Origin of the sequence: Gimesia aquarii (genome assembly GCF_007748175.1) — a bacterium.
Classification (GTDB): Bacteria; Planctomycetota; Planctomycetia; order Planctomycetales; family Planctomycetaceae; genus Gimesia; species Gimesia aquarii_A.
In genome coordinates, this window is sequence record NZ_CP037422.1 from 6,700,698 (window position 1) to 6,718,266 (window position 17,569).

The 17,569-nt window shown below is 45.9% G+C and carries 14 protein-coding genes; 6 read left to right on the forward strand and 8 right to left on the reverse strand.

All coding sequences use genetic code 11. The annotated features are described in order from the left end of the window. Positions 1-49 precede the first annotated feature (49 nt). Positions 50-784: a GntR family transcriptional regulator gene (locus V202x_RS25275; RefSeq protein ID WP_145179566.1), complete on the reverse strand. Its 735-nt coding sequence runs from the start codon at positions 782-784 to the stop codon at positions 50-52. Positions 785-1,037: 253 nt separating this feature from the next. Here V202x_RS25275 and V202x_RS25280 point away from each other — a divergent pair, with 253 nt between their 5' ends. Both V202x_RS25280 and V202x_RS25285 read left to right on the forward strand, forming a co-directional pair. Next, positions 1,038-2,318, forward strand: a complete 1,281-nt coding sequence (locus V202x_RS25280) for a Gfo/Idh/MocA family protein (RefSeq protein WP_145179567.1) — start codon at positions 1,038-1,040, stop codon at positions 2,316-2,318. Between the two features lie 73 nt (positions 2,319-2,391). After that, positions 2,392-3,798 (forward strand): aspartate aminotransferase family protein, encoded by a 1,407-nt coding sequence (locus tag V202x_RS25285; RefSeq protein ID WP_145179568.1) that lies wholly within the window; start codon positions 2,392-2,394, stop codon positions 3,796-3,798. Positions 3,799-3,885: 87 nt separating this feature from the next. Here V202x_RS25285 and V202x_RS25290 read toward each other — a convergent pair whose 3' ends face one another. The 3 genes from V202x_RS25290 to V202x_RS25300 form a co-directional block, all read right to left on the reverse strand. Next, a complete protein-coding gene (locus V202x_RS25290; protein WP_145179569.1) occupies positions 3,886-4,863 on the reverse strand; it encodes a tetratricopeptide repeat protein in 978 nt (325 codons plus the stop codon). 195 nt (positions 4,864-5,058) lie between these two features. Continuing rightward, a complete protein-coding gene (locus tag V202x_RS25295) occupies positions 5,059-6,621 on the reverse strand; it encodes an ATPase (RefSeq protein ID WP_145179570.1) in 1,563 nt (520 codons plus the stop codon). A gap of 67 nt (positions 6,622-6,688) precedes the next feature. Continuing rightward, entirely contained in the window at positions 6,689-7,372 is a 684-nt protein-coding gene (locus V202x_RS25300; protein ID WP_145179571.1) for a hypothetical protein, read from the reverse strand. Between the two features lie 630 nt (positions 7,373-8,002). Here V202x_RS25300 and V202x_RS25305 point away from each other — a divergent pair. Next, on the forward strand, positions 8,003-10,453 hold the full coding sequence (locus V202x_RS25305; RefSeq protein WP_145179572.1) for a Tex family protein: 2,451 nt from the start codon (positions 8,003-8,005) through the stop codon (positions 10,451-10,453). A 44-nt stretch (positions 10,454-10,497) separates the two neighbouring features. Further along, a complete protein-coding gene (thpR, locus tag V202x_RS25310) occupies positions 10,498-11,070 on the forward strand; it encodes an RNA 2',3'-cyclic phosphodiesterase (RefSeq protein ID WP_145179573.1) in 573 nt (190 codons plus the stop codon). Here thpR and V202x_RS25315 read toward each other — a convergent pair. The 3 genes from V202x_RS25315 to hisH are packed head-to-tail and all read right to left on the reverse strand — an operon-like array spanning position 11,061 to position 13,389. Continuing rightward, complete coding sequence (locus tag V202x_RS25315) at positions 11,061-11,957, reverse strand: DMT family transporter (RefSeq protein ID WP_145179574.1); 897 nt, start codon at positions 11,955-11,957, stop codon at positions 11,061-11,063. The two genes, thpR and V202x_RS25315, sit on opposite strands and share 10 nt — an antisense overlap. Before the next feature lie 38 nt (positions 11,958-11,995). Next, positions 11,996-12,736, reverse strand: coding sequence for a 1-(5-phosphoribosyl)-5-[(5-phosphoribosylamino)methylideneamino]imidazole-4-carboxamide isomerase (hisA, locus tag V202x_RS25320; protein ID WP_145179575.1), 741 nt, complete (start codon positions 12,734-12,736; stop codon positions 11,996-11,998). Positions 12,737-12,783: 47 nt separating this feature from the next. Continuing rightward, positions 12,784-13,389 (reverse strand): imidazole glycerol phosphate synthase subunit HisH, encoded by a 606-nt coding sequence (hisH, locus tag V202x_RS25325; RefSeq protein WP_145179576.1) that lies wholly within the window; start codon positions 13,387-13,389, stop codon positions 12,784-12,786. A gap of 433 nt (positions 13,390-13,822) precedes the next feature. Between hisH and V202x_RS25330 the strand changes: the two genes are divergently transcribed. Together V202x_RS25330 and V202x_RS25335 are read left to right on the forward strand one after the other, a co-directional pair. Further along, the gene (locus tag V202x_RS25330; RefSeq protein WP_145179577.1) at positions 13,823-14,221 is read left to right on the forward strand and encodes a hypothetical protein; all 399 of its coding nucleotides are present in this window, start codon (positions 13,823-13,825) and stop codon (positions 14,219-14,221) included. Between the two features lie 89 nt (positions 14,222-14,310). Further along, on the forward strand, positions 14,311-16,869 hold the full coding sequence (locus V202x_RS25335; protein WP_145179578.1) for a DUF4132 domain-containing protein: 2,559 nt from the start codon (positions 14,311-14,313) through the stop codon (positions 16,867-16,869). Positions 16,870-16,979: 110 nt separating this feature from the next. Here the strand turns inward: V202x_RS25335 and V202x_RS25340 are convergent, their stop codons facing one another. Next, the gene (locus V202x_RS25340) at positions 16,980-17,516 is read right to left on the reverse strand and encodes a GNAT family N-acetyltransferase (protein WP_145179579.1); all 537 of its coding nucleotides are present in this window, start codon (positions 17,514-17,516) and stop codon (positions 16,980-16,982) included. Positions 17,517-17,569: the final 53 nt, after the last annotated feature.

A 17,569-nucleotide genomic window follows, 5' to 3' on the forward strand; every position in this document is an offset into this window, starting at 1 on the left:
TTTCAACTGCATTTCATCATTTTGATCATCGAACTACCAGTTGCACCTGTCAAACAATCAAGCGATCGGGCCGCATCCGGGAAGCATTTCGTAAATGCATCTCCATGGCAACAGAAGCGGTTTCAGAGTCGCGATTCTTTAAGGAATCCAGGAGAACAGTATGATCATATAAGCCCCGCGTCATAATTTCTGGAGTTTCTTCAGCTGCGGAATAGGAAACCCGCTTATAACTCCAGCATTTATGAATGGCTTCAGAAATTGGTAAATTCCCACAATATTCGGCAATGGCCAGATGTAAAGCGTAGTCAAACGAACGAGATGCCGTGCTCCACTTCTGTAAGTGTTCGCTAGAATGGTCTCCCGCTTCATACTGCTGCTGACAGGCTTTGACTTCAGCCGCCTGGTTTTCCAATTGTATCAACTCAGCTTCAGTAATCGTTTGTGCGGCCATCGCAGCAGCGGAGGGTTCTAATAACAATCGCAGTTCATGAATTTCGACTAACCAGTTCTCAGCCCCTTCTCTGACAACGGCACGATGGTTCTTTTGCTGAATCACAATTCCATCAGCCTGTAAACGGGCTAAAGCTTGTACTACTGGAGTTCGGCTCACACTAAGTTCACGTGCTAATTGCGTACTTTTCAGTTCCGTCCCGCCGGGAAGTTCACAACGAATGATCCTGAGTAACAGTTTCTGATAAACCTCATCGACAAGAGAAAGACTCTCATCGTCTTCTCGAACATTTTGTTCACTCAAATCGGATACTAAAGAAACGTCATTAGTCACGCGAACCTCGTTTCATCTGAAAAGTTCGAAATCTAACAATCACTAAAATAGCCAGAACGGACACTGCGAGATCAGCTTCTTTGATTGACAAAGCCCTCTGATTGACTTGACAATCCCTCAGCAAACGCATAAAGTGCATTCACTTCAAGAGAATAACATTGAGCGCAAGATTCACACAACCCTGATTATAACAGATTATATGAATTTTACAGACTTTAAATCCACATAATCTGAATTCACTTAGGAATATTTCATGAGTTCAAAAACACAAGAAAACAAGCTGAAAGCTGGTTTGGTCGGATTTGGGATGATCGTTGATGAGACATATCGTCCCTTCTTTGAAACAGTCCACGAAACGGGCCTCTACCAACGCAACACAGGTCCCATTGAGATTTCACTGGAGGCGGTCGCTACGCGAACCGGTGCTCGTGCTGAGAAGTATCTGGCTGAACGTGGTGAAAAAGTGGGAGGATTTCAAAGCTTCTCAGGAAATAATGCGATTGAACAGATGGTCGCTTCGGGACTGGATTTTGCCTGTGTTGCTTCTCCCGATGATCGCCACTTTGATTCCTGTAAAAAAGTTCTCGAGTCCGAAACACATTTGATCGTTGAGAAACCCTCGGTTCTGAAATTGCAGGAACTGGACGAACTGACTGCACTTGCTGAGGAAAATAATGTTGCCGCAAAGATTGTTTATCATAAGCTGCTCGATCCCGATCATAAAAAACTGAGAACGCTCGTCCATGACGATGTGCTGCAACATGTCAATAACGGCTATTGCTCTTTGCTGGAGCCCAAATCCATTTCTGGAAGTCAGTTCGCACAGTGGATTACCGGCCGCAACCCGGGTACTTATGTCGCCGTTCACTATATCAAACTGATTGATTTTACGTTTGGTGGAAAACTAAAAACGATTACCGCATCAGGTCAACGTGGTTTGGTTGGCGAGAAATATGGTCCTACCTGGGATAGTTGCCAGATGCGGATGGTTTATGAATATGACTCCGGACGCGAAGCCGCCTTTGATATTCACACATCATGGGTCACACCGGATAATTTTCCCGGTTATGTCGAACAGGAAGTTCAATTTCGTTTCGACAATGGGTTATGGAACGGCCATTCCCGCAAACGTGGTGTTGAGTGTACGGTAGAAGAGAAAACACCATTCACACTCAAAAACTCGATGAACAACCATTATAACGGCACTTTTGTCGAACCCTGGGGAACCTGTTCACAACGCGGTTATGGCATTGAGGTCATCGAACGTTTTGCCCGTGAGGTCGCTTTCATTGAGCATGGCGGTCCCTCAGCGGAACGCCAACAGCGTCTGGAAGAAGTACGAGGATTAAGTTACAACGACTTATCAGCTGACCGCCAGACCGTTGCAGCCGTGCAGGCATTGGAAGCGATTCTCGAAAAACACGTTCAAGGTGAACCGGATTGCGTCGTCCGTGTTAACGACAAACGTGGCGGTCTGGTCCTCTTCAGTCCAGGCTCATCGGAGGCAGAAGTGCTTTACGAAGGTACGGTTTAAGCTTTAATGAATTTTTCACTCTTTAAAACATTCTTTAGTGTCCCTTTATCATCCTAAATCAAAAGAGAAAACTATGACCACAGCCATTCAATTTGATAACGAAAATCAATCGAACGCGATTCGTCAAGATCTGTTTCAGACAGAACCCCTGGCCTTACGGACATTCACTCCCAGTCAAGCGGTGCTCGCAAAATCAGCAGGTTGCTTTCACTGGACGCCTGAAGGACGTCGTCTGTATGACTTCACCTCGGGTGTGCTCGTTGCAAATTTAGGGCACAACCCTCGACGCTGGATGAAGCGGTTCAGTGAGTATCTTGGATGGAAACCCGAACACATTACCGGCGAAGGGGAAGGTGATTACTTTGAAGCAGTCACACTCACCGCCTATAACGCCGTCACTGAAATTGAAACGGAAGCCAGCAAACGGCTCATCGCCAATATTCAATCCTTCAAGGGAGGCAATCGTTGCGACAAGGTTATCTGGGCCGCTTCAGGGTCAGAAGCCGTGCAAAAGGCACTTTGGGCTTGTTTACACCGAGATCCCGAGCGAGATATTATCCTGGCAACACGTTATGGATTTCACGGTAAAAAAGGGTTGGCTGGTGCAGTCACCGGATCAGAGACAGATCCGGATCGCGATCCCCATGTGAAATTTATCAGTTTCCCCCGGACAGAATGTGATGATGTCACCAAATGTAATCAACCTCTGGATACAAACAAATATCGGAACGAGTTAGAAGAACTCTGGAATGCCTATGGCGACCGGATTAACTGCTTGATTACCGAACCTTATCTTGGTGGAGGGGGAAGTTACCATCCGCAGATTGAATACCATCAAGTTTTGCAGGATTTCTGCCGGGAGCATGATATCATGTTAGTTCTGGATGAAGTTCAAGCGAACTTTGGGCGTACCGGATGCATGTATGCCTTCGAAAAATACCAGATCGAACCTGACTTCGTAGTACTCGGAAAAGGGCTGGGAAATGGAATTCCTGTCGCTGCGACTGTAGGACGCTCTGATGTCATTTCCTGCCTGAAGTATGGGGAAGCATCCGACACTTGGAGTGCAAACCCCGTCTCCTCTGCTTCTGTGTTGGCGACACTTGATGAATTCGAAAGCACTGACGTGATGGAAAACACTCAGAAACTTTCGAAAATCTATATCGAAGGCCTGCAAAGTCTGAAAGAAACAGGGGTCATCGCCAAAGTTCGCGGAGAAGGAATGGTATTTGGAATTGAGTGCGCCGAACTGGGTGGTAAAACCAGCCAGGAAGTCGCTATCGAGTTTGTCAAAGCCTGTTATCTTGGTGAAGAAGGTGGAGACGGCATTCACCTGCTGGGTGCTTTGGCCGGCAACGTATTACGCGTCAGCCCCCCCATGACGATGACAGAAGAACAGGCGCGAGACTCAATTGCACTTCTACAACGTTTGTGTGGAAAACTGGCGATCGAACTTCAGGCTGCAACTGCCTCCGCCTAATTGAAAATCACTGGCCATCAACGCAACAAACCCTGGTAATTACCAGGGTTTGTTGCGTTGATACAATTATTAGTCGATGTCTCTGAATTAAAACTTTCGTTGATTACGCCACTGTTCCAGTTGTTCAGCAGTCAGGTTTGCAGGTGGTGCGGCTGATTTCGCATTGGATCCCAATTTATGTTTTTGTGGTGATACGCTTGCACGGCTCATGCCTTGTACAGCACCCGATTTTTGTTGCCTGACTTGAGCTGACCTTTGATTTTTTGCTTGTGAGTTGGAATACGAAACCTGTTTGGCTCCCGCATTGAGGCCTTTCGTTTCACCTGATGTCACTCCTGCTAACATCAGACGATTTTCTTTCTCTCGACGAATTTCGTCGAGCCAATACTGCGCCTCGTTGAATTCCGGTTTCAATAAGACTGCCTGGAGGAACTGCTGCTCACTCGCCTGTAGCTGTCCTCGATCTCTTAAAATGTAGCCAATGTTATAATGGGCTTCTGCTTCACCCACAGCACGAATCAAATGGGGCATTGCTCCCTGATAGTCACCAGAAGAGGCCATTGCGATTCCCAGTTGATAACGAATGTTTTTATCTGCTGGAGCAGACTGCACTGCTTCATTTAACAGAGCGACCGCTTGATCCCACTTTTTCTCAGCCGCATAAAATTGACCGATGCTGGCACGGACCTTGGGATCTTCCGGGGCCATTTCGAGCGCTTTCTGAAATCCTTTTTCTGCAGAAGCTTTATCGCCGGCAACCTGATCTAAGCGGGCAAGTCCCAACACAGCTTCTACTGATTTTGGGTTTTGCCCCAAAGCAACTTCATAGGAAGAACGCGCTGTCTTCACATCGCCCATTTTTTCCTGAAGCTGACCATGCGTAATGTAAAACTTGTCTGGATCTTTCAGTTTTTGTTTCGCAACAAAAATTTTATCTTTCAAACTGGTCGGTGCTTCATCTGTACTGGCAACTGATGCCTGGCGCATCGAAGAACAACCATTACAGAGTAGTAAGGCACAGGCAATTCCAGTAATCCATGTTTGTTTAGTCATCCGTACTGACATTTCATTACCTCCATGAGGTGCACGTGAAAGACGTGAATTGCGAATCAATCATTTTTCTGATGGGGCACTACCCATTCATATTGTGATTTCCAATTGATGGAAAAACAGCAATTGGCAGGTACGAATAAAATGAAAGAATCCAGTTGCTTTATGACCTTATATGAAAGGTTCAATCAAGCGATGTAAGAAAGGAACTTATATTTGACAGAAGAAACGTTGCGCTGCTTCTGAGATTAGTTGGGTGGAAATGATGGGTTTCTGTCCTTTAAATCGGCAGATTGACTGAATAATCTCCAGTAAATCTCGCGGGTCGCTTGATCTGGGAGCTTTTCCCTGACGATAGCAATTGTCATATAGGTAGTTTACAAAAGATGGATCATATTCGATGTCGCGCTGACGACAACACAGCTTGCAAATTTCTGTAAAGATCTGCCGGGAGGGAGCGCTAATCTGAATTTTATGTCGAATCCGCCGTAGAAAGGCTTCATCTACAAGATCATTGGGATCCAAATTTGTCGAGAATACAATCAGCTGTTCAAAGGGAACGGAGAATTTTTTGCCTGTTGCCAGCGTCAAGTAATCTACTCGGTCTTCAAGCGGCAAAATCCACCGGTTGAGAAGGTTTTTGGGGCTAACCAACTGTCTCCCAAAATCGTCGATCAGAAACACACCGCCATTCGCCTTAATGTGAAGTGGCGCTGTATAATAGTTGCTGGATTTATTGTAACGTAAATCGAGCATTTCTAAGGTCAGTTCGCCACCGGTAATCACAACCGGCCGTCTGATTCGTCGCCATCGCAGGTCAATTTCAGGCTTATCCCAGTCTTTCATTTTTGAAATTCTGTCGGCATTCTGCGTTTCAACCGAATTCCGTTCCTGCAATTCAAGATCGTCGGTTGTTTGATGAATCGTTGGGTCAAACAATGTGATAATGCTGTTTTCCATCTGCAACGCATAGGGCACATAGATGTCTCCTCCCTGACGATTCAGAAATTGCCCCAATCCTTTTGCAATCAATGTTTTACCATTCCCGGGCGGACCATAAATAAATATCGAACGTCCACTACAGACTGCGGGGCCCAATTCGTTCAGAAGTCCTTCGCGCAGAATGAAATCCTCAAAGGCATGCTCTAATTTCTCGGGAGTACAATCAATGCCTGTAACAGTTTGCAAACGACACTGACGTACATAATCATGTAGTGGAACTGGAGCAGGTCCGACATAGCGACATTGTTCAAACGCTTCCCGTGCGCGAATACGTCCCAGTTCAGTCAGATTAAAACGATACGAAGATCGACCGATCATCTTACCTGAACTCACCTCAATGCATTTGTCTTCTTTCAGAAAAATCAATGCTTCATCGATAATCCCAAACGGAAGGTGTGCGCTGCGGGAGATTTCAATTCCCAGAGCACTGCCTTGCAAATAGAGTTGCTTCAAAACCAGATTGCACAGCTGCATTAAGGACAAGCCACTCTCTTCCAGTGTCTGTGGCGCTGGAATCGATTCGCCCTCATACTGGTCGTTGCCTAAAGGAACGACCTCTTCGGGTTCCTCTTTGACAACGACTTTTTGTGGGTCCTCAGTCGGCTTTTTTTTCTGAAACAAGTCGTTATACAAATCAGAGAGATCGTGGTTCTTCGCAGTATATCGAGGCTCCTCTTCTGAACCTGTCTCTTTTGTAGAGCCTTTCATATACTCTAAAATGGAATCATCGGGTGGATTCTGAGATTCGTCTTCCGTAGGTCGATCAATCATTTTAGTTAACGTTTACACTAAAGTGAATTAGAAATACCAACGAAGTCACAGCAGAAAAAAACAGGAGTTATTCCCCCCCATTAGCGGCTGAACCTCCACCGGCTGTATACTGAATTCGCGGTGCTAAAATAGAACCCACGTAGGCTCGGTATTTCAGATCTTCTTCGCGTGCCGGACGACCATAGGCAGGAGCGACTCTTAGCATTGCCGATGGAATACTTTGACCACCTGACATCTCAGAAGCCGCATATTGGACATTCGCCAATCGTTCCTGGCTCGCAATAGAATGATCTGCTGTCTGAACAAAAATCACGCGACGGTTCTCAGGAGCATGTTCCAAAATCCAACGTAAATGGATTAAACCTGCTTCTGTCAACTTGTTTCCATCTTTATCAAAGTGATAATCATAAAGCGTTGTTTGATCGGTCCATCCGTTGTGTATCTGTCGCGCCATGATGTCACGCACGTAAGCCTGATCTTCACAATTATAGGGATACGGCCAATAGTGAGCATGATGGTATTTGTTCCAAAAGTGCCGTTTTGGTCCAGTGGGTCGGGGAACTGGCGGCCAAAGCTCACCAAATTTGTATTTTTGTCGGGAGCCAACAGGTCGAGCAGCTTTCTCTGCCCACTTCGCTTCTTTTTCTTCTTTAGAATGCCAAGGCCAGCCTGCTTCGGCTTCGGCAGTAGTTGCTAAGCTAACCACTAATAAGATAAGCAGATACGTGTTTACTTTGACGGCAGTCGTCATGCCATCTCCCCCTTAATTTGATCGTGGTAGAATCACTCGTCAGTACGCGAAGGCCCCTCTTGCGCATGTCAGACCGATAACCATTTGAGGCTATCCCTTTGTCTTTGTATCGGCAGACAAAAGGTTCGGTCCTAACGAGAAAAACGATTCTATCGAAAGAATAAGAGAGATAATTACATACACTAAAAGCAAAAGGCTTGAGATGGCTTACTCACAACATGTTAAGCAATGTCACCCTACTTCCTGTTACAGACAATCAGCAGAAAAAAGTTGGCTGAAATGTGATGCTCAAATTTGTTTGTACTGTTAAGTAACCACACATGTTAAAGACATAAGAAAAGACATAGAATTGTGAAGCTCAAAAAGCGGATGAGTCACTTACTTTCAAAGTGGAATCCGGTTTCGCAAGGCATCTTTTGGGCCACTTAAGCCTATCAGACTTGAGCATTCCCCATTACACTTTCCAGAAATGCCGCGCAGTCCTCTCATTGGATGATACCGTGTTACCGTTTCTATTTTTTCTTAAAATCGTTATTCTTAATAAATTGTTTGTCAGTAGATCCTGTCATTGAATCTAATTCAAAATTTGAGTTTAAAAAACTTAATTGATCGGAACGAATCGAGATCGGGATGGATACGATTGAGATAAAATCGAATCAGTCGAACAAGCATTTCTCTGAACACGATGCAGAGCAAATGGCTTTGGATTTGAATCTCTCCTCACAGCAAATTCTCAATGTGATTGCATTGCTGGATGAAGGGAATACGGTTCCCTTTATTACACGCTACCGAAAAGAACGAACTGGCAATCTGGATGAAGTTCAGATTCGCAATATTCAAAAGCGGGTACAATCAAAACGACAAATATGGGAACGTGCTTCCACAATCCTGCGTTTAATTGAAGCACAACAGCAACTCACGCCTGAGTTAAAAGCAGAAATAGAAAAAGCCGATACACTCAAACGTCTCGAAGATCTTTATCGCCCCTATCGGCCCAAACGAACCTCCCGTGCCGCGACTGCCAGAAAGCGTGGTTTCGAACCATTGGCAGATGCGATCTGGAAAGGTGACGCTCACATTGAGGATCTCTCAAAAGAAGCATTAAAATATACGAAAGGTGAAGAAGGAGCCCGCACAACGGATGAGGTATTAAAGGGGGCTGCTGACATCCTGGCGGAAAAGATTGGTGAAGATGCCGACGTGCGTGAAATCTCTCGCAAGATTGCCTGGAAATCGGGACGGCTGGTTGCGAATGCCACAAAGAATGCTGAAGAGTCCGGTCAGGAATATCGCGATTACTTTAAGTTCTCAGAGCATGTTGTCAAAGTGCCTCATCATCGCACATTGGCGATGAACAGAGGAGAAAAGTCGGGCGCACTGCGCGTCCGCTTTGAATGGGACGAAGAGTCTGCCTGCACATCAATCGCCCGCCAATTGAATTTAAGTCACCATCGCTTTGCAAAATTTCTCACACAGGTAATCAACGACGCGCAACAACGTTTGATCCTACCCAGCCTCGAACGCGAAATCCGCCGCGAGCTGACCGAAAAAGCAGAAAAACATGCTGTTTCCGTTTTTGCCAGTAACCTGAAAAACTTACTGCTCCAGCCCCCCTTGCGAGGCGAACGCATCCTGGCCATCGATCCCGGATTACGAACCGGCTGCAAATTAGCGGTACTTGACGAACTCGGAAATTGTCTGGCGAATGACTTGGTATATGTCACGGGTTCCGCAGAGAAAAAAGATTATGCACGCAACAAATTAGCTGAGTTCATGCAGGAACACGAATGCAGACTGGTCGCCATTGGTAACGGTACTGCCTGCCGGGAAACGGAAGAAATCATTACAGAGATGATCGAGCAGAACTTACCCGAAGCACGGTATTTAATCGTGAACGAAGCGGGAGCCAGCATCTATTCTGCCAGCCCGGTGGCACGCGAAGAATTCCCCGACCTGGACGCAACAATTAGAGGCACCATTTCCATCGGACGACGATTGCAGGACCCTTTGAGCGAATTGGTAAAAATCGATCCTCAACATCTGGGTGTCGGCATGTATCAACACGATGTCAATTCGAAGCGTCTTAAAGAATCACTGGATGAGGTAATCGAATCGTGTGTCAATTATGTTGGCGTAAATCTGAATAACGCCAGTGCGTCATTACTACGACATGTTTCAGGTATGAATCAATTGATCGCCAGACGAATTACAGAATGGCGCGACAAACATGGCTCATTCCAGAATCGAAAACAACTTCTCGATGTCGCTGGAATTGGGGAAGCCACTTTTACACAAGCCGCAGGTTTTTTGAAAATTGACGAAGGCGATGAACCTCTCGATTCGACCTGGATTCACCCAGAGAGTTATGAACACGCTCACAAAGTTCTCACACAACTCAATCTACCGCAGGACAGCCTGAAAACGTCAGCCAACGATCGCGCTGCGATTATTGAAAAGGTCTCTCAGGTTGATAAAACGCAATTGAGTGAGAGTCTCAAGATCGGCTTACCAACTCTGGAAGATATTCTGGAGGCGATTGGAAAACCAAGACGCGATCCACGTTCCGACTTACCCGGACCAATTTTCAAGAAAGGAGTTTTAAAACTTGAACAACTGGTCAAAGATATGGAGTTGCAGGGAACCGTTCTGAACGTCGTTGATTTTGGTGCGTTTGTCGATGTTGGTTTAAAAGACAGCGCACTCATTCACGTGAGCGAAATGGCCACTCACTTCATTGAAAATCCCTATCAGTTTGTATCCGTGGGTGATGTGATTACGGCCTGGGTTCTAGGTGTAGATCTGGAACGGCGCCGGGTATCACTGACGCTGATCAAACCGGGTACGGATCGCCAGTCGAAAAAAGAATCCTTTTCGAAACCAAAGGCTCCTCAAAAACAGTTCGACAAAAAAAAGCCCACTCCCTCAGGATCCAGTCAAACTGAGCAGAGACCCAAAAAGAAACGAACTCCGAAAAAGAAGACGCCCCCTGCGGCTAAACTTTCGGATGAAATGAAATCGGGTGAGCAGCCATTACAAGGTTTCGATCAATTAAAAGCACTTTGGAACCAGAAAAAGAAATAGGGAAATCAAATTTCTGCGATGCTGACAGAAATACAAATTGACTCATGATGCACACGAATCGTACCCGCACTTTTATCGCTGTCCCCATTCAACCTCCGCGCGGCCTCAAAAAACTAATGCCCAAGTTGGAAAAACTAGGCTCAGGAGTGAGACCCATTCCCGTAAATCAGATGCATATTACGTTGAAGTTTTTGGGTCCGACTGATTTAGATGACATCATGCCCCTTAGTTCGATTCTGAAAACCATGCGAACTCAATTTTCACGTACAAAACTGGCATTCAAGGGCCTGGGCGCATTCCCCCGCCCTGACCGCCCGAATGTGATTTGGGCAGGTATCACTACCAATGCTACGGTGTTAACAGAAATGGCAGAGTATTTAGAAACAGAAACAGGGAAACTGGGCTATGCTCCTGAACGCAAAAGTTTTCATCCACATCTCACACTGGCCCGTATCAAAACTCAACCCCCGGATGAACTGTTTCAAATTTTAGAGGATCGGCGAAACGCAGAATGGGGTGAAACCACGATTGATACAATCAAATTTTATCAGTCGGAACTCAGATCTCAGGGCGCACGCTACCATGAGATGCAAACAGTGAAGCTCTCTCAAGGTTGATCCGGATTCGGTTCCAAAATCAATTTTGGTCTGAAAAACAAAAATCGTACTGCTAACCCCAGAACAATCAACGTACAGCCAACAAGCGTTGTGAACGAGACAGTCTCACCCCAAAATATCCAGACCCAGATCGGATTCAAAATCGGTTCAGCCAGAACCAATAGTGCCGCTTCCTGTGAATTGACTGTTTTGACCGCGTGGGAAAAGATCACATACGGGGCTCCCATCTGAATCACACCCATTAAGGCGATCAGACCAAATTGCACACCAGTGAGAGAGATTCCCAGTGTCAGCGCCCAGGGAGCGACCAGTGCGGAAGAAAACAACAGACATAACGCAACCAGCCAGGCGGGATGTTCATCCCTCAACATTCGAAAGAAAATGACAACAAGCGCATAAGTAATCCCACTCAACAAAGCAAACAGATTTCCCATAAAATTTTTGCCCGCGCCATCTGCAAACACGATAAAACCAATTCCCATCATCACAATCAAAATGGAGAGAATCGATCCTCGTTCAATTCTCTCTTTCAAAAGGAGAAAACCAAACAGCATCGCCCACGCCACACTTGTATTCTGCAGAAAAATCGCGGCCGCCGCTGATGTCTTGGTCATCGCGACCATAAACAGTAGATTCATCAAACCAAAGGTAACCAAGAGTGGTATCAAAACAGGGCGCCAACGGATTTGGTTTAATTTAACAAACGGCAGCAGGAATAAACCCGCAAAGAAGACGCGATAACAGGCCAGAATCAGCCCGCGGTCTGCCTCAGGAATGGACAAGAAAGGTGGCGACTTAATAAACAGACCGCTCAGACTCCACAATACGGAAGCCAAAAGTATTAAGAGTCGGGCTCGGAACAGCTTTCTACGATCAACGTCATTCATGATTGAAGGCAATCTGTTCCTGCTACTGCCAAAATCGATTACAGATTTGTGGCAGCAATGGCGGCGGGGACTTCAATCGTTCCTTCGTATAAGGCACGACCAATGATTGCGCCCATTAATCGAGGATGTTGTTGATGGACTTCCCCCAGACGTGAAACATCTTTGAGCGTTGTGACTCCCCCCGAAGCGATGACAGGCAACCCGAGTTCTGTTAACTGGATCATGTCCTGAATCGTGGCTTCATCGACTCCCTGCATCATGCCGTCATTGGCAATGTTCGTATAAATGACGGCAGCCAGATCGACGCCGACATACTCTTTCGCCAAATCGAGGGCTGAAGTTTCAGAGACATCCAGCCAGCCCTCGGTAGCAACTTTCGAATCGCGGGCATCCAGACCCAATGCCAGCCTTTGCGGATAACGCTGTACCATTTCTTTGAACCATTGCGGGTCTTTCAACGCCTGCGTACCCACAATCACCCGATCAATGCCAATGTCATCCAGCATCAACTGAATCGCGGCTTCATCCCGGATTCCACCACCCATCTGACAGGGCACTGAGACTGCATCCACAATCTTTTTCACGACTTCATGATTGACGGGTTTTCCAGCCTTGGCGCCATCGAGGTCCACCAGATGCAAACGTTGTGCGCCTCCCTCTGCCCAGCGGAGTGCCATTTCTGTGGGATCATCACCGAAGACGGTTTCCTGGCCGTAATCGCCTTGTCGCAAACGCACACACTTGCCTCCTCGAATATCGATGGCGGGCAATATTTCCATAGTTGATCAGTCTTTCTAGATTCCTGTTTAATTCGATTTGTCTCGAATTAGAATGAAGCAAAATTTTCCAGTAGTTTCAATCCTGCACTTTGACTTTTTTCAGGATGAAACTGGGCAGCGACAATGTTATCGCGGGCAACCATCGAAGCAAAGCGACAGCCATAATCAGTGTAAGCAGCAACAACTGATTCCTCTTCAGGGGCGACATAATAACTGTGCACAAAATAGAAATATTCCTGTTCGGGAATGCCTTCCAGAATCGGATGAGGGGCCGTTGGTTCAATCTGATTCCAACCCATGTGTGGAATTTTCAGACCGGGCTGATCCTGAAAACGGATCACTTTTCCCGGAATCACGCCCAACCCTGCGTATTCTCCGTCTTCATAACTGGTTTCGAAGAGCAATTGCAAACCCAGGCAAATTCCCAGAAAGGGTTTGCCGGATTGAATCTGCTCCAGAATGGGTTCGACTAACGACTGCTCTTTTAAAGCATGGATTGCGTCTCGGAAGGCTCCCACACCGGGGAGCACCAATTTAGACGCCTGCGAAATTTCTTCCGGCCGGCAACTGATAACCGCCTGTGAGCCCACCTTTTCAAAGGCTTTCTGGACACTTCGCAGATTTCCCATTCCATAATCGACAATCGTAATCATAGCTGCTTCTAAGTTAAGGTTTTATATCAAGTTCTGGCAAATATACTACTACGGATACCTAAAGAGACACATTCGAAACGGATGAGTTCGACGTGTGTAGCAGATTCTAGTCTCTGAACCGGTTTTTGTGAATGATGCGTACAAAAATGGTCGTATTCCTGAAATTACAAGCACACAATTCCCATTTCAGAATTGTTGATCAGGGCCATGGATATTAGAGAAATAAGACAAAGCAATAAGTGTGCTTTGTCAATACTATCGCGAGTATTTTCACTAAGCCATTTACCTAGATGTGAAGTCAATCGCTTCCTCGATGCTGGAACCAGGGACTATGTAAGAGTATAATCGTACAGTGAATCAAATTTGAGTATCTCACCCCTTAATTTATTGATCACGTTGTACGTTTCATCGAGTTTTTCAGAAGGACCCCCTTATGTCAGCGACTACTTTGACAATTCGTGATGAAACCATGACCGGAAACATTACCGGAGAATTGACTTTAGAGTTTCTGACAGAAACCATAACCGTGCGCGAGTTGATTCGCAGTCGGGTTTATCAGGAAGTGAAAGACTATAACACGACACAACCTGAGCATTTTCATGGCCTGGTCCGTCCAACAGATACCGAAGAAACACTCAATGGCTTCAAACAAAAAACACGCCGTGAAATCGACTGGAATCAACAGTATGAAAAAGTCATTGAGGCGTTTGAACGGAATCAGGTGCTGATCCTGATCAACGATCATCAAGCCGAAACACTGGAAGAGGAAATCACGGTTTCCCCTCAAACCGAAGTAACGTTTCTGAAACTGACTCTCCTGGTGGGAGGCTGATCCGCTGACATTTATTAGTCTACGAGCTTGAAAACCTGCCGCATCCAACAACTCCACAAACAATAAAAGCACAAGACAGATTCACTCCTATGGAATATTCTCTTCGCGCTGACGAACTCTACCGGCAATTACTGAATGATGTTGATAGGGAAATTTATACTTTGAATGAAGTTGGTACATTCCCCATCGTAAAGGAAATTCTAGCAGAAGAGAAAACTGTGCAAAAGAATTTTATCTTTCTGACATTCGGGCTGATGTATCATGATCCCAATTCGGAAGATTGGCCGGAATGTCTCAAAAAATTATATCAATCTCTGCCAGATAAGAGACCAGGTATTGCAATCATAGCAATTCAGACTGCGGCCCGACTGTTGCTCCGAAACTTTCCTTTCAGCATACAAGAATATGCCTGGCTGGCAGATCGCTGTACCCAAGCCCAAGATATCTATAAGTGGAAAAATCCGCATCTCCCGGCACTAATCAATCACATCAAAAGGTATCTAGACCATTCAAAGGAGCAGCTAGATGAACAGCTAAGAAAATCGCTTGTTAATTTGTTAGAATCGCAAATGTCATTATATTCTGGGAATGACCTAAAGTACTTTAAAACACTCGAGGGTATCATTGCAGACCAGGTAGAGTTTCCTCTGCAACCGGGAGAAGCTTGGTCTGATCGAGCACTGGCGGACAGCCAAACGATGACCGATCCACAACGAATTGCATGGACGGCATTGCTGTTGCATTGCCAGACAGCATCAGCAGGCAAGCCTTCTAAAAAATGGCTAAAGACAGCGGAATCGCTTCTCGCCGAAGTGGGACAAGAGCTATTCATCGAGTCGCTTTTGGAATGGTTTCCACTGGTTGATAAACAAAACACGGGATCTTTGAATGAATGGAACTGGCTACAGCATCAGGATACACTCAAAGGGCTACTCTGGTGTTGTAGCCTGGTCGAGAATGCAAAGCTGACACGAGCCATCTCGGCATTAGCGATTTCAACTTATAAAAAAATTCCTGGCGTTGGTCCTCGTGCGATCAAAGTGGGAAATGCCTGTGTCTGGTCACTGGGACAGATTCCCAGTGATACGGCACTCAGCCAGTTGGCATTTCTGAAAGTGAAAGTCAAATTCGGAACTGCACAAATTGGGATCGAGAAAGCACTGAACGCGACCGCCGAACGCTTGAATGTCCCCCGCGATGAGATCGAAGAAATGGGGGTTCCCGCCTACGGACTGACTGACGTCGGACAATTGGAAGAAACATTAGGAGAATTTACAGCCCAGCTCAATATTACCGGAACAACCACAACGCAACTCGTGTGGATCAAACCTGATGGCAAAACACAAAAGTCAGTTCCGGCTGCCGTCAAGAAGGAGTTTTCGGAAGAACTCAAAGATCTCAAGGCCACCGCCAAAGATATTCAGAAGATGCTACCCGCCCAAAGAGAACGCATCGACAACCTTTTTTTAGAACAAAAAGTATGGCCGTACGAAACGTGGAAGGAGCGGTATCTCAACCATCCTCTGATGGGAACTCTCGCCCGGCGAATTATCTGGCGATTCAATACGGATAACAAAACCGTCAATGGAATCTGGCTTGATGACAAAATCGTGGACCACGAAAGTAATCCCCTCAGCAATCTGAATCCAGATACCACTGTTGAACTTTGGCATTCCATTGAAAAATCAACAGAAGAGATTTTAGCATGGCGTGAATGGCTTGAGCAACATGAAATTCAGCAGCCCTTCAAGCAGGCTCATCGTGAAGTGTATTTGCTGACAGACGCAGAACGAAACACGAACGTTTATTCCAATCGTTACGCGGCTCATATTATCAAGCAACATCAATTCAATGCACTTTGCGCGGCCCGAGGATGGAAAAACCAGTTACGGCTGATGGTCGATGGTGATTATCCCCCCGCCATGAAGATGCTACCCAAGTGGGACTTGCGCGTCGAGTTCTGGGTGGAAGGTGTAGGAGACAACTATGGAACGGACACAAACGAAACCGGTACGTATCTCTATCTCGCCACCGATCAGGTTCGGTTTTACCCACTGACTGCACCCCAACGCACAGCCCATGCTAGCGGAGGCGGCTACGCTACATGGGGAGAGGAAGGGAGTGACACCCCGATCGAATTAAAAGAAATTCCGCCCTTGGTACTAAGTGAATTGATGCGTGATGTCGACCTGTTTGTGGGAGTGGCTTCCGTTGCCAACGATCCGACTTGGTCTGATGGTGGCCCGGAAGGACGTTATGTAAATTATTGGCATGAGTACTCGTTCGGCGAATTATCCGAGTCAGCAAATACCCGTAAAGAAATTTTACAGCGTTTGATCCCTCGGCTCAAAATCGCAAAACAATGTTCGTTTGAGGATAAATTTCTGGTGGTCCAAGGAGAAATACGCAGCTATAAAATTCATCTGGGTAGCGGTAACATTTTAATGTCTCCTAACGACGCCTATCTCTGCATCGTTCGTAAACAGTCGGCCGTCGATAAAAGCTCCGAAAACCTGTTTCTTCCCTTTGAAGGGGACAACGTGCTCTCGATTATTCTCAGCAAAGCCTTTCTGCTGGCAGATGACAAAAAAATTAAAGACCCTACAATCATAAGTCAGATTGGTACCAAAAGTAATGTGGGCGGCTAGGAACTTTATAATAGAAAACCTGACTTCTTAGACCCCTTCATTTCCACAACTCGCAGCGAATGAATCGCAGCGGCATTAGCAATCGAAGTTAATTTGCGTTGTGATGTTCATTACCAATAAACGGGATCATTGAATTCACTAACGCATATAGGACGTTCTTTGATCACTGGGATTGGTTCTTCTGATAAAGATTGCCCTTGCCAACCTACCGGTATTGAAAGCTCCAAGGGAGCCTGGATGACATTTTCTGACAGAGCTTCGAATCCTACTTTGGAGTAGAAAGCGGGATCGCCATATGTGACAGCAACATTCACAGCACGGTTTTTGAGCTCATTAAGCCCATAATTGATTAGTGCCTGTCCGACGCCTTTTCTCTGATGGTCAATGCTTACTGCAACAGGAGCAAGCATGTAAACCCGGATAGACTCATTAAATCGAAGACGAGTAAAGAAAATCACTGCAATGAGTATTTCATTTTCATATGTGCCAAGACAGATTATTTCTTGATTGTCGATATTTGAAGACAACTCTGAGGCAAGATTGCCAATCAATTTGCCTTCTTTCTCTCCTTCAGATGCTGTGAAGACTGACCTAAAAAGGTCTGTTACTTCACTTTGATTGCGTTTGTCGAGAACCTTATAAATCATGTCTCATCCTGCAATTTGATTTCACAAAGTTTTTGAACATAATGACCAGCAAT